General features: G+C 48.7%; 10 protein-coding genes. 5 read left to right on the top strand and 5 right to left on the bottom strand.

Going from position 1 to position 13,504, the window contains the following annotated elements; all coding sequences use genetic code 11:
* The first annotated feature begins 167 nt into the window (after positions 1-167).
* On the top strand, positions 168-524 hold the full coding sequence (locus AB1611_18530; protein ID MEW6381579.1) for a hypothetical protein: 357 nt from the start codon (positions 168-170) through the stop codon (positions 522-524).
* A 270-nt stretch (positions 525-794) separates the two neighbouring features.
* On the opposite strand, the gene AB1611_18525 is transcribed toward AB1611_18530, so the two are convergent.
* Entirely contained in the window at positions 795-1,001 is a 207-nt protein-coding gene (locus tag AB1611_18525; protein ID MEW6381578.1) for a hypothetical protein, read from the bottom strand.
* Positions 1,002-1,851: 850 nt separating this feature from the next.
* On the opposite strand from AB1611_18525, the gene AB1611_18520 reads away from it, so the two are divergent.
* Together AB1611_18520 and AB1611_18515 are read left to right on the top strand one after the other, a co-directional pair.
* Complete coding sequence (locus AB1611_18520; GenBank protein ID MEW6381577.1) at positions 1,852-3,570, top strand: ATP-binding protein; 1,719 nt, start codon at positions 1,852-1,854, stop codon at positions 3,568-3,570.
* Entirely contained in the window at positions 3,567-4,934 is a 1,368-nt protein-coding gene (locus AB1611_18515) for a sigma-54 dependent transcriptional regulator (protein ID MEW6381576.1), read from the top strand. Before AB1611_18520 ends, AB1611_18515 begins: the two co-directional genes overlap by 4 nt.
* Positions 4,935-4,944: 10 nt before the next feature.
* Here the strand turns inward: AB1611_18515 and AB1611_18510 are convergent, their stop codons facing one another.
* From AB1611_18510 to AB1611_18500, 3 genes are all read right to left on the bottom strand, one after another.
* Positions 4,945-6,318, bottom strand: a complete 1,374-nt coding sequence (locus tag AB1611_18510) for a site-specific DNA-methyltransferase (protein ID MEW6381575.1) — start codon at positions 6,316-6,318, stop codon at positions 4,945-4,947.
* Between the two features lie 17 nt (positions 6,319-6,335).
* Positions 6,336-7,217 (bottom strand): bstEII, encoded by an 882-nt coding sequence (locus tag AB1611_18505; protein MEW6381574.1) that lies wholly within the window; start codon positions 7,215-7,217, stop codon positions 6,336-6,338.
* Positions 7,218-7,751: 534 nt separating this feature from the next.
* Positions 7,752-9,131, bottom strand: coding sequence for a M48 family metalloprotease (locus AB1611_18500; GenBank protein ID MEW6381573.1), 1,380 nt, complete (start codon positions 9,129-9,131; stop codon positions 7,752-7,754).
* A 579-nt stretch (positions 9,132-9,710) separates the two neighbouring features.
* Here AB1611_18500 and AB1611_18495 point away from each other — a divergent pair.
* Both AB1611_18495 and AB1611_18490 read left to right on the top strand, forming a co-directional pair.
* Positions 9,711-11,432 carry a thiamine pyrophosphate-binding protein gene (locus AB1611_18495; protein ID MEW6381572.1) on the top strand — a complete coding sequence of 574 codons (1,722 nt, stop codon included), beginning with the start codon at positions 9,711-9,713 and terminating at the stop codon, positions 11,430-11,432.
* 55 nt (positions 11,433-11,487) lie between these two features.
* Positions 11,488-12,087 carry a hypothetical protein gene (locus AB1611_18490; GenBank protein ID MEW6381571.1) on the top strand — a complete coding sequence of 200 codons (600 nt, stop codon included), beginning with the start codon at positions 11,488-11,490 and terminating at the stop codon, positions 12,085-12,087.
* A 120-nt stretch (positions 12,088-12,207) separates the two neighbouring features.
* On the opposite strand, the gene AB1611_18485 is transcribed toward AB1611_18490, so the two are convergent.
* Positions 12,208-13,413: an MFS transporter gene (locus AB1611_18485; GenBank protein ID MEW6381570.1), complete on the bottom strand. Its 1,206-nt coding sequence runs from the start codon at positions 13,411-13,413 to the stop codon at positions 12,208-12,210.
* Positions 13,414-13,504 lie beyond the last annotated feature (91 nt).

Here is a 13,504-nt window from a genome sequence, read left to right as displayed (position 1 = left end):
CATTGAAAAGTAAAAGTAAAATAAGTTCCTCCTTGTGCTTTTTTACTTTTTGCTTGCTTCCATGCCGTTGACACATCGGGATATCCCGACTTTCATCAGGCCCTTGCCGGATTGGTTGCTCTCTGCGTCTCAGCGTCTCTGCGGGAGATCGTTTTCCCCTGTGCGCTTTGTGTTCTCTCTATATTATAAGCTTAGCTTATGTAAGTGCCATTCCCTTTAGTTATAATGAGGAAAATAAATTAATAACTGAGCTTGAGGAGTATGATCGAGGTGCCAATAATACAATTGATGATAAGTACCTGTATACATATACTTACAACAATTCTGGATATAAAATTTCTCTGGTTAGGGACTATGATCGAGGTGCTAATGGTGTTGTTGATGATAGATCAACCTTTGTCTATACCTACGATAATGATAATTTAACATCTAAGGTCGAAGAATATGACAGGGGATTCGATGGTACTATTGATGACAAATCTACCTATACATATACACGTGAAGGCATATCTCCCTATTGGTGAAATTATAAGTTTTTCACTAGAGAAAGTTCCTGTAAATGATCAGCGCCTTCTTTTTTGCACAGTAGGGCCGGAACACCGAGGAAAACACTGGCCACTGTAACTTTATCGCAGGTTTGCGGGTTGTTTACGGCTGGGATGATTGCAGGGGCTGCGCATTGCGGATAATAATGACCCAGCGATGACGACGAAGGTTTCAAGCCTTCGGTTCATTCGCGATAATTGCCGGCAACGCAATGGTAATAACGTAATGGTAATACTCAAAACTTCAACTTAATAAAGAAATTTGCCAATAATCTGATAATAGTAATTAATAGTCCTTTCCCTGGCATCTACCTCCATCTGGTCAAGAGTCAGGGAAAGGTCTTTATCCAGATTATCGATTTTACAGACACATTTTTCCAGAAATTTCCGGAATACCTCGGACTTCAGGGAAGTCTCTTTGCCATCAAAAATTCTTTCTTCCTTTTTAACAATCATATACAGCTCCCTCGAACCTCTTCCTATGTCCAGTTCCCTCCCTTATATCCGCCATGGTGCGGGTAATTCTCTGCAAAAATAAAAAAGAGGCAGTAACAACTGCACCTAGTATTAAGATACTGGACGGAGCAGTGATTTGTCAAAAAATTTGACTGACCAGAATGCAACCTTTTCGCGACATTTTTGTCGAGCTCCTTCGGTGCCTCGTTTAGGGAAAAAGACGTATAAAGTCAGGCCAATAGTTAACTTTATAATATTTTCCAGCCGGGCAGCCTGAACAAAATTGTCGAAAGGCCCATGCCTTTCTGGTTCAGTTTGGAGGAAAATGCCATGATTCTCTTTATTTTTCTGATAATTACGAAAAACAGATTTTTATCGGGAGATGGCATGACGCTTGCTACTCCTACAGAACAAAGAACATGAAGGAGGTGATCGGCCTTACAAAGTCATTGAAATTGTCGAGTTTGCCATCCCAATGGTCAAGAATAACATGGAATAAGGAGGTGGTGGGAATGTGAAATAAACCGGAGAAAGGAAAGTAAGCGGACTTTCCATTCCCGGTGATTTTACCAGGACATATCCTCGAAGGGCATAAAAGAGATTTTGATACGGGAGGCGGGAAACTTTCCCGCCTTATTTTTTAATTGCAAACGATAGCTTTTGACCATAATAAAAACAAAGACAAAGAAACCACAGAGACACAGAGGCACAGAGAAAAGCAAGAATGAAAGCCGTTGACTTTTTATTTTCATTCCCATCTTGAGAATGAGAGGTTTGAGCATTATAATAGGCCAAAAAAACGGAATGCCGTGCGCCACTGATCACTGAGCAGTTTTTCAGGAAAGCAGCGATGAAAGAAGAAAGAGAGACGAATCTTTCGTGGACCTACGCAATTGCGAGCATTTTTTTGCTGATCATTGTTGTCGGTTTCCACAGCCTCTGGCAAATGCAAAAGGGGAAACAGGTTCTCTATAAGGCTTTGCACGAGCAGGGAGAGGCCCTGGTGGAAAGCCTTCAGGCCAGCGGAAAGAACGCCATTATTTCCAATAAACTGGCCCAGGAGATACTGATTAACCGCCTTCTGGACAATGCGCGGTTGATCGATATGCTGATTCAGGTGAATGGCTGCAGCAGCATTCTCCTGAATGAGGTGGTAACCAGGAATAATCTGTTTCGCGTCCAGGTGGTCGATCAGTGCGGCAGGGTGATGCTTGATTCCCTGGCTCCGCCTTTCCCCTCGATCCTGAACTGGCTGCCTGATTACCGGCACCGGGCGATTTTTCTCAGGGTGATCGATCCCATTCTGCGCGGTGAGAAGAGATTCATCCTGGAGGGGGTTCATCAGGATCATCCAATCATGGAGAATCTCTTCTGGGTAGCAATAGCCAGGGAAAACAACCAGGGAGCCATCATTGTCCATGTGGATGCCCACTATATGGAGCAGTTTCGCAAGGAGATCGGACTTGGAAAACTAATCAGTGATATTGCCGAACAGGACGGAATCAGCTATATTTCCTTCCAGGACCAGCAAAGCTGCATGGTTGCTCCGCGGCATGTCCGCCTGCCGGTACTGCAAATCTCGCAGCGTCCCACCGGCATTCAGACCGGCTTTCGCCGCCTTCAGTCAGGGGCGGAAGCTTATGAGATTGTCAGGCCATTCATTTTTCAGGGGAAGGTGGCGGGGATATTCCGGGTTGGCCTCTCTCTGGATAAATTTACCAAAAATATTCAGCAATCCCAGAAAAATTCACTCTGGTTTGGCCTGCTGATCATTGCCCTGGGCAGCGGTGGTCTGATAACCATCTTTTACCATCAATGCGTCCAGTACAGGCGGCACAAAATCCTGGCCGAGAGTTTGCAGCGAACCGAACGCCTGACCTCTATCGGCAAGCTGGCGGCAGGCGTAGCCCATGAGATCAGAAATCCGTTGAATGCCATCAGTATGGCCATTCAGCGGCTTCAGCACGAGTATCTGCCCGCAAACGAGGAAAACAGGCAGGAATTCATTAACTTCACCGAGATCATCAGAAACGAGGTCACGCGGGTCGATAAGATCATCGGTAATTTTCTCAATTTTGCCAGGGAACCGAAGCTTGAGTTGCAGGAGGTTAATATCCCGCACCTGGTCGACGATCTTGTCTTCATTTTCGCTGCTGAAGCGGAAAAGAACCGGGTGAAAATCCAGACCGAATACCAGCAGGGGCCGTGCCTGCAGTGCCGTTGTGATCCAAACCAGATCAAGCAGGCTTTGATCAATATCATCCGCAATGCCGTCCAGGCCATGCCCGGAGGAGGGCTGATCACGGTCAGGGTCAGTCAGGTGCAGGACCGGATTCTGATCTGCGTGGCTGATACCGGAACAGGTATCGCCGACACGGCCAGGATTTTCGAGATATACTATACCAGTAAAGAAGGTGGGGTAGGACTGGGCCTGCCCATTTCACAAAAGATTGTCGAGGAGCATGGCGGAAAAATCGAAGTGGAGTCCGCGGTAGGAGAGGGCTCGGAGTTTCGGATCTGGCTGCCTGTCAAGCCAATGATGCCGGTTGTGGAGATGAAGCAGATATGATCAACATTCTGATTGTCGATGATGAGAAGAATCAGCGGGAGATGCTGAAAGGTTTTCTGGTGAAAAAGGGATATCACGCCCTGGCCTGCGGCAATGCCAAAGAGGCATTGAGCCTGGTCAGAGAAGAGCAGATCGATATGATCCTGACTGATTATCAGATGCCGGAGGTAACCGGGCAGGAATTGCTGAAGGAGGTTAAAAGGATCAACCCTGCCATTCTGGTCGTTATTTTTACCGCATATGGCACGGTTGACCGGGCGGTAGCTGCCATGAAGTCCGGGGCTTACGATTACCTGGCCAAACCCATTGACCTGAACGAGCTTTTGATCATCATCCAAAAGGGAACGGAATACCTGCATCTGGTCGAGGAAAACCGCGAATTGCGGGAAATGCTCTCTCAGCGATACTCGTTCGATAATATCATCAGCGGGAGCGATACCATGGAGGAAATCCTGAGCCTGGTCAGCCGGGTGGCCAGGACCGATACGACGGTGCTGATCCGCGGTGAGAGCGGAACGGGCAAGGAACTGATCGCCCATGCCATTCACTTCAACAGCCCCAGGGCAAAGCGGTCTTTCATCAAAGTCAATTGTGCGGCCCTGCCGGAAAACCTGCTGGAAAGCGAGCTGTTCGGCCATGAGAAGGGATCGTTTACCGGCGCTATTCAGCGACGGATCGGCCGTTTCGAAGAAGCCAATTCCGGGACCATTTTCCTGGACGAAATCGGAGACATCTCCCATCCCCTGCAAGCCAAGCTCCTGCGGGTTCTTCAGGAAAAGGAAATCCAGCGGATCGGCGCAAACACCAGCCTTCATGTCGATGTGCGCGTTATTGCAGCCACGAACAAGGACCTGGAAAAGGATATCACTGAGGGCAACTTTCGTGAAGACCTCTACTACCGCCTGAATGTGGTGCCGATCTTCCTGCCCCCCTTGCGGGAGCGCAAGGAGGATATTCCCAGAATGATCGAGTTTTTCCTGCAGCGGTATACTCAGAAATGCAAAAAGGAAGTCAGGGGCGTGACCAAAGAGGTTCTCGACGTGCTGCTCAAGTACCACTATCCGGGTAATGTCAGAGAGCTGGAAAACATCATGGAGCGGGCCATAGTCCTGACCCGGCATGAATACATCACCCTGGCTGACCTTCCGCCGAATATCCATGCCCATCACGCCCATCTGTCTGAAGAGGATCTTGTGCCCGGTCCGGCTCAATCGCTCGACACGGCAGTGTCCTCGCTGGAGAAAAAAATGATCGAGAAGGCCCTGAACCTCCATCATGGAGTACAGACCAGGGCTGCCGAATACCTGGGTATCAGCGAACGGGTCCTGCGCTATAAGATGAAGAAGTACGGTGTGGAAAATTAAGGCACGGTTTCTAATAAATACACTCTCTCCATTTCATAATACTGTCTTCTAATTCCTCGGCATACGACTCCGTCACATAAAGAGAGAAATCTTTGATAACATTATCCTGTTTAGAGATTACCTTACCTTGTATGGGCAATTCCGCTGAATCGAACATTGGAAGAGGTTTACCGATCTGTTTATTTTCTTTTGGAGATTTACCTTTGGTGACGAAATCACCCATGCGTTCAAGCCCTTGAGCAAATCGCCTCAGAGTAGTTGTGATAGCTTCACCACTATTATCAATTCCTATCCATCTGCGCCCTAGCTGAGAAGCTACAGCCAAAGTTGTTCCAGCTCCAGAAAAACAATCAATTATCAGATCACCAGCGTTTGAGGAGGCTTCAATAATACGGGCAAGCAAATCTGGATTTTTTTCCGTTGGATAGCCAGTAATTTTTATGTTCTGGTTGTGCGCGTCGCAGAATTCTAGCCAAATATCCTGCACAGGAATACCGTCACTTTCATCTAAATATATCTTTCTCCGTGGATTACCATTTGGAGACCAATAGATATCTCCTCTTGCATCCATCTCATCAAGTGTTTTGGGCAGAAATTGCCAATGCTTTCCAGGCGGAGGGCTCATTCCTCGCCAAGGCTTTCCTGTTTCACCATTTCGTATGCCAGGGGCATGAATGGGAACCTTCTTATATCTACGTCCGGTTTTCTCTTCAATGTACTGATATTCCTTTGCAGCGCGATCTGAAGTCCATTTTTCAAGAGAGCGATTCCAGACGTAACTATCTGATTTAGTATAAAAGAGAATATAGTCTGAAATATTACCATAAGCTTTTCGAGTGTAATTCTTGGGATTGCATTTCTTTCGTGTGATCCAATTTCGAAAGTTTTCTCGGCCAAAAATTTCGTCCATAATAATTTTAATATAGAAAGCCATATTATCGTCAAGGTGTATATAAATTGAACCATCTTGCGCTAAGAGCTCTCGAAGTAACAATAATCTTTCACGCATGAACTCAATATAGTTGGAACCAACTAATAAGTCACAATAAGCATCGGTTTGAGAGCGAGACTGAAAAATACTTTTAGTTGCAAAAGGCGGATCAATATAAATAAGGCGTACCTTTCCACGTACTAAGGGATCATTGAGAAGAGAAGCTAAGATATGCAAGTTGTCACCATAGTAAAGACGGTTCTCATTTTGATCTTCATTCTTATATTTACCTTGCCACAATACTTTAGTTTCAGCGGGTCTAGTGGCAAGAATTTCACGCTCCAGGCGTTTCCCTTTGTAAGATAATGATATATCAAAAATATCCTGAAGGGTGTCAATAGAATGTGGTACTTTATCGTTATTCCATTTTGTTTTAGGAATACCCGTAGCCAATTTTACTCCTCCTTGTTTTAAGTCCGAAGCCATTCAAGAGAGATACGTTCTGGCACTAGACGAAGCGTTACAATAATAATCTTACCTGGCCAACTGTTCTCTATGCTTGCATAATCATCCCACATCGATCCAAGTAAAAGACCTGGTCCATCATTGAGAAAAATGACTTTGGTTTTTAATTTACACTTTTGTGCATAACCAAGGATTTCGTTAGCACAATTTTGATAACCACCGGTTCTATCGTCCTCTTGTGCACCACCTCGGTCGGAATCGTATCGAGCCAGTCCTATAGCCAATACATCAACTTTATTATCATCATAGATCACAAAGTCTACAGGACGATTTGGGTTAGGATAGTCAGCAAACACGGAACCTATCTGAACATCCTTCCCAGCTCGCTGTGGGCCTATAATAGGCAGATTGGGAAATTGGGAACGGAATATAGAGAAAAATCGCTCAGTTAAGTCATAACCTTTTTTCCCGCGATCCTTGTATTCCCATAAAATTGCACACAACGCCTCATCAGGTATAGGGCGGCCTGTATATGCAGCTTGGACTTCCTGAATCGGCCTAAAACTTGCTCCATATTGGTCGCAAATTTCTTTCGCCTTTGTACTCCTTTTAAGCATCTCAACTGGCGTTTCGGGGCTAACATACTTTCGAAAAACTCGAGCAAGTTGCACCCTCATCCATCCATTCGGAACTTCTGAAATTTGCATAAATAAGCGTATTGATGATTCGGAAGTCTTGAGCAATTGCCCAAACATCACTAACACCGGTTTGTAGAGCTCGCAAGCATCTTTTAAGATATCCGGATAATATTCTCCTGTGGCAAGCGTTATCCAATTATGCCCGTTTATCTTGTATTCTGCAAAAGACGTTTGCCTTCCTTCTATCATGGCTTATATTTCCCTTCGACATAATTTGTGGAAATTTGGTCAGAAGTTTTCACTAAAGTAAGATATCTTAAAACGCTACCTTTAATCAAGAAAATTTCAAAATGGTGTTCCGAAGGGCCTTTAAAGTTTGCGCGCCTTGATAAGGTCTTCAATAGCTTCTTGGTCGAGATCAAGCCCTAACATGAATGGCACTTACATAAGCCAAGCTTATAATATAGAGAGGACACAAAGCACACAGGGAAAAAAGATCTCCCGCAGAGACGCAGAGAACAACCAATCCGGCAAGGTCCTGATGAAAGTCGGGATATATCGATGTGTCAACGGCCTGGAAGCAAGCAAAAAGTAAAAAGGCACAAGGAGGAACTTATTTTACTTTTACTTTTCAATGATATCCTCTGCGTCTCAGCGTCTCTGCGGGAGAATTACTAATTCTTATGTAAGTGCCATTCGCCCTAACATCTCTTCTAACTCGTTATTCTCATCCCTGTGGATAATTGATGCCATTTTCACCCTCCCATTCTCCACTCCCATCTCTTACTTCCTGCTTGCCTTGATCCGCTCCGCTTCCTTGTGGTGAAACTGGGCTGCCTTCTGATTCCCTTTCAGGGAGAAGTGGGTGCTGAAGTTCTCATGGGCTTCCTCCAACTGGCCTTTTTGCTGGTAGAGCAGGCCCAGATAGTAGTAATTTTCAGCGAAGTCCGGCTGCAGTTCTCTGGACTGAGTGAGTTTGGCTATGGCTTTGTCTGCCTGATTCGCTTCTTTCAACGTCCGGCCCAGGTAATGAAAGGCCAGGAAATCATCGGGACTGGCTTTGACCGCCTGATCCAGGCGCTTTTGCGCCTCCTGGTATTCACCCTGGCGGAAGAGACTGATTCCCATATCCCGAAGCGCATCATTGTCACGGGGATTGATGGCCAGGCACTTTTGAAAGAAATCCAGGGATTCCTTCGCCCTGCCGATCTTTCCGAGGGCCAGGGCCTGACCGTACAGAAGATCGGGATTGTTGGGGTCCTCCTGGCAGGCGGCCTGAATATCCTTCCAGTACTCCTGGGGGTTTTCGGTTTCGAGCCGGTTCCAGATCTGAAAACGGCGGATGTTGCCTACCGGTTTTGCAGGAGTGGACGGGTTTCTCCGGTTTAACTGCTCCAGATGGTAAACCCGCGAGGCAGTGGCCGGGTGGGTCGAGAGGTAGACCGGCGGAACTATGGTGATCCGCTCCAGTTGATTGAGCTTTTCCATAAAGTCAATGGCTCCCTGCCCCTGATATCCCGAATCAGTGAGGTAGGCAAATCCCGCCTCGTCCGCCTCATCTTCAAACTCCCGGCTGTACTTGAGGGAAATAGTCTGGTTCGCTCCGATACTGAAAGCCTGAACAGCCGTGGCCATTTCACCGTCTTTGCTCAGGAGCAGGCCTGCGATCATGGCAGCCATAGTGGCCATGTCAACCTTGGATTTTTTCTCCATGAGCCTTCGGAAATGGGTTTTGGCAACGTGAGCGGTTTCATGACAGAGAACAAAGGCCAGTTCATCTTCCGTTTTTACGGCATTCAGCAGGCGCTCGGTAAAGAAGATATATCCGTTCGGCAAGGCAAAGGCATTGAGCTGATTGGATTTGATGACAAAGTAGCGGAATTCGAACCGATTAGGGTAAACCTGTTCGACAATCCTTTTTCCGATCCGGTCAACATAGACCTGAATTAATGGATTGGCAGTAAATTCCAGTTGAGGTTTCAATTCCTCGAAAATTCTTTTCCCCATCTCAACATCCGAAGAAACCGTTGATTCCGCAGCCGAGTTTGTCCGGGCGGAGGGATTGGTCCGGTAGTTGGCCGTGCAGCCGGAGAAAATAATGAAAAAACCAAGGAGCACAAGGGCGAGCGGCCGCTTGCAGACCTTGTCCGGTAAGTTTCTCATGGTCCCTTTTTGGCCTCCATAATAGTATTCCCCTATCGTTCCGCTCGATTCCTGCGGTTCGATACATAGTTATTCTAGTACATTTGCCCGGAAAATAGAAGCTTGAAAATAACCTTTATGTTTTCAATATATTATGAACTGTAGAGCCAGCCTGCGGCTCCAATACGGCTCGTACAGACCTTGCTTAATTACGCGACCAGTTCCCCCTCACCCCGACCCTCTCCCCAGCAGAGGGGCGAGGGGGAAAAACACTGCCCGCCCTGAGCTCTGGACATGAACTCCGCTATCCCTTAACAATAGCATTGCTCCCAAAAGGGGGCAAGGGATAGCTTTTTAACCCTGATACCACCACACACATATATCGGTCCGTAGTTGGAGAATTTGTATGACCCAAGAGCTCTTGGATTAATTTTTTGGAATTTGGATAGGTTCGTTAAGGAGGGCGAGGGGGGAAAGCGTTCTGTATCCTTCCTTTCAGCAAAATTGACCGATGCGGTTGGAAAGATATGAAAGACATCGTCTGGGTGAGGAGACGAGATCCAACATCCAGGACATAAGAGTTATGGAGGAGAATAACCAATGGCAAAGATAAAAACCAAGCATGCTTTTATGAAGCAACTGCTTGCTGATGGAGTGAAATATATTTTCGGTAATCCCGGCACGCTGGAGGAATCGTTTCTGGATGCGCTGTCTGACTTTCCTGAGCTTACCTATGTTCCGGGCTTGCAGGAGTCGGTTGTCACGGGAATGGCTCTTGGCTATGCACGGGTGACAAATAGGCCTGCAATGGTGCAGGTGCATACCATGGTCGGGCTTGGCAACAGCATGGCCATGCTGTATGAGGCACGGCAAAGCAGCCTGCCCCTGGTGGTTTATGCCGGTGAAGCCCCGTCGAAGTTCGCTTCCTTCGATGGATTTTTTGCCGGAGACCTGGTCGAAACAGCCAGGCCGGTGACGAAATGGGCTTACCGGATCATTCCGGGAGACGATACGCTCAAAGTGCTGCGCAGGGCGTTTAAGGTAGCCATGACCCCTCCGCAGGGGCCGGTATTTCTGGCTATTCCCATGGATGTTTTCGATGAGGAGATCGAGCCTGACATTTATCCCACCAGTTGCCTGGACTGGCAGGCAGGCCCGCCGCCTGAGGATGTGGCCAAGATCGTACAGGCGCTGATGGAGGCCGAAAATCCCATCATGCTGATCGGGGATCAGGTTCAGCTTTCCGGCGGTCAGGATCTGGTGACCAGACTGGCCGATCAGCTCGGCTGTCCGGTGTACGGAGCGGATTTTACCTATCAGGGCAGGGCCTATCACCAGGATCCTCTGTTCATGGGCACCCTGAATTTCTCTTACGGCAAGTACAACCATTCCGTCACCAGCCAGGCTGATGTGGTTCTGGCTGTCGGCACCTCACTTTTCCCGGAGATGTTTCCCGACAAGGGCCCCTACTTCCGCCAGGGGGTACGGCTTTTTCAGGTTGACTTGAATCCCTGGGAAATTGCCAAAAACTTTCCGGTCGAGATCGGTATCGTGGCCAGTCCGAAGCAGACCCTGGAGGCTATCTCGACCGGCATAGAGCTGCGGCCCGATCCTGAATTTCGGAATAAGGCAGCGGCACGGAAACGATACTGGCAGAACAGGAAGAAAGAGGATTGGGGAGATGTGCAGATAAAATACGATCACCTTCGCCAGGCACGGCCCATGCACCCGTCGCTGATGATGAAGACCGTGGCTGAAATGCTCCCGGAAAATGCCGTTATCTACGATGAGTCGATCACAGCCACCGCCCCTCTGATCCACTATCTTGCTACCGCTGTGCCGGTGAGCTACTTCAGCAGCCGGGGGCGGTGCCTGGGGGTAGGCTTGAGCGGTGCAGTCGGGGCCAAGCTCGCCTTTCCCAACCAGCCTTTACTGGCCCTGTCGGGTGACGGTGCAGCCCTGTACGTAATCCAGGCTTTATGGACCGCAGCCCGCCATAACCTGCATATCATCTTCCTGATCTGTAATAACCGAAGTTATCGGATCCTGAAGCTGAACATTCTGGAGTATTGGGCTGAGGAGGGAGAAGGCCTTCGCAAGTTTCCGCACCAGGATATCGACTCTCCCGCCATCCGGTTCAATGAGATAGCCAGGGGATTCGGCCTGAAGTCAGCATGGACGGCAACCGATCCTGACTCTCTGAGAAAGGCGCTGAAAGAATCCCTGGCCGATACGAGCGGACCGCATCTCATCGATGTGCAGATTGAAGGCGGATTGTCCGAAGAGATTCAATCAGTCATGGGTAAAGGAGGAGGAAAGTAGGAGAGAGTGAGAGAGTGGTCAGTGGCCAGTGACCACGGAAAAGGAGGAATTGATTATGATGCCATACAAGAGGCAGGTAATACCGGCAACTCGTGGCCTCATCTTCGCCCTATCAGTCATGCTGGTCCTGGTGTTGTCAGTTGCTGTGGCCGGATCTAGGGAAGTACCGGAAATGTCAGTCACGTTAAAGGCAGCATCAGGATGGAAGCTGACCGAGGCCAGAGTGATATGCAGCGGCCAGACAACATCGGTCGGAGATGGAGCCATGACCGGCGGCTACATAGTGGAGGCTACGGCCAGCCCGGTTGGCAATTGCGCCCCGGCGGGAAGGGGCAGGTTTCAGATGACCTTGACCTCCTTCCTGCCCAGTCAGAGTATACCGGGCCAAAGAACAGGATATTGGCAGGTGCGGGGAATCTGGTCGATCATGAGCGCGAAGGCAGTGAAAAACACCGCAGGGGTACGCTGCATTCCGACTATCGCCCGCGGGATTCTTTTTGCTGAATTGCCCTTTAATCCGGCTACAAGCCAGGGCAGGATCAACGCCCCGCTCACTCTGGTGATGACCCCTGATGCTGGCCGAAGGTTTGCCAGGGGCAAAGGGGTTTTTTCCGGCAATGAGAAATTCGAGGGTACTATCTTTCTTGAGCCGTAACTCCACAGGTTGTTGAGGCTGTTTTTTTGAGAATTCAGGAGCCAGGAGTCAGAATAAAAACGTTTCTCCTGACTCCTGACTCCTGACTTCTGACTCCTGACTCCTGACTTCTGACTCCTGTCAAGGGTTGCCCCCCAAATGGTCCTTAATCAAGAACATCCATGTACATCCCAGCACAGCGAAGACTGCCCCTGCTGCGAAGGCAAACTGATAACCCAGCTTCTGCCATAGCAGGCCAAACAGGAGGCTGGCCGGGAGGGATGCCAATCCGATAGCGCCGCTGTAGTAGCCGAACGCCCTGCCCCGCAGATCGAAAGGTGCAAATGAGGCAGTCAAAGCCCTGATGGCAGGCTCGGTGATGCCAAAGTAAATGCCGTAAAGCAGGAAGACGCCGATCAGTGGTCTTTTACCCTGCAGGGAGGCAAACAACAGATACATGAAGGCATAATAGAACCATCCTGCAATTATCATCGGTTTAGGGCCTATCCTGTCGGAAACATAGCCACCTGCATAGGTTGAAATTACCTTGATAGTATTAAATAATGACCACAAAACCGCTGAGCTTGCCGCCTCAACACCCGCCATATGAAGCCTGAGCAGGAGGAAGGTGTCAGTCGGATGGCCAAGGGTAAAGGTGATGGCCGCGAGAATAAACAGTCTGAAACCGCGTCCCATGCCATTCTGCCTGGGCGTTCGTCTGCCGGTCAGGTGACTTTTGCCGATGTCGCCTGCCGCAGATACCTTCCCCGATTTTTCTTTGACCAGGAAAATCAGAAATCCGATAGACAGAGCTGCCGGAAGTGCGGAAAAGAGAAAAACTTTGCGCAGGCTGAATCTATATACCTTGAGCAGGAGAACCGCGGCCAGCGGCCCCAGCACTGACCCCCCATGCTCCATGGCCCGTTGAAACCCGAACGCCTGTCCGGTGGACTCGTACTCGGTTACATCAGCGATCAGGGCATCCCGTGGGGAAGTACTGATTGCGCTTCCTGCCCTGTCCATAAATCTCAATCCGAGGACGGTAGGCCATGCACCGGACAGCCCGATCAAAGGCCGCACCAGAGAGGACAGGCTTTGCCCGGTGAGGACAAAGGGCTTTCTCTTTTTTGCCTTATCAGTGAGATAACCTGAAAGAATCTTGATGGTGGAAGATGTCGTCTCGGCTATGCCTTCAACAAGGCCAAGGTTGAGAGCTCCTGCACCGAGCACGGATAAAAATATCGGCAGAAGGGGATAGATCATGTCACTCGAAAAAGTAGCAAAGAAGCTTACTAATCCAAGGGCAATAACGGTTAGGGGTATTTCTCTCCGGTCAGATGGATTCATGGATTATTATTTAACCTTATTTTTCCCTTCCGCCTCCATAATCGGCGGATTGAGACATAACTCATGATCCATGATATAATTTGCCCGCTCT

This window comes from bacterium, from assembly GCA_040755755.1.
In the GTDB taxonomy this organism is placed as follows: domain Bacteria; phylum SZUA-182; class SZUA-182; order DTGQ01; family DTGQ01; genus DTGQ01.
This window is presented reverse-complemented; position numbering and strand designations above follow the sequence as displayed.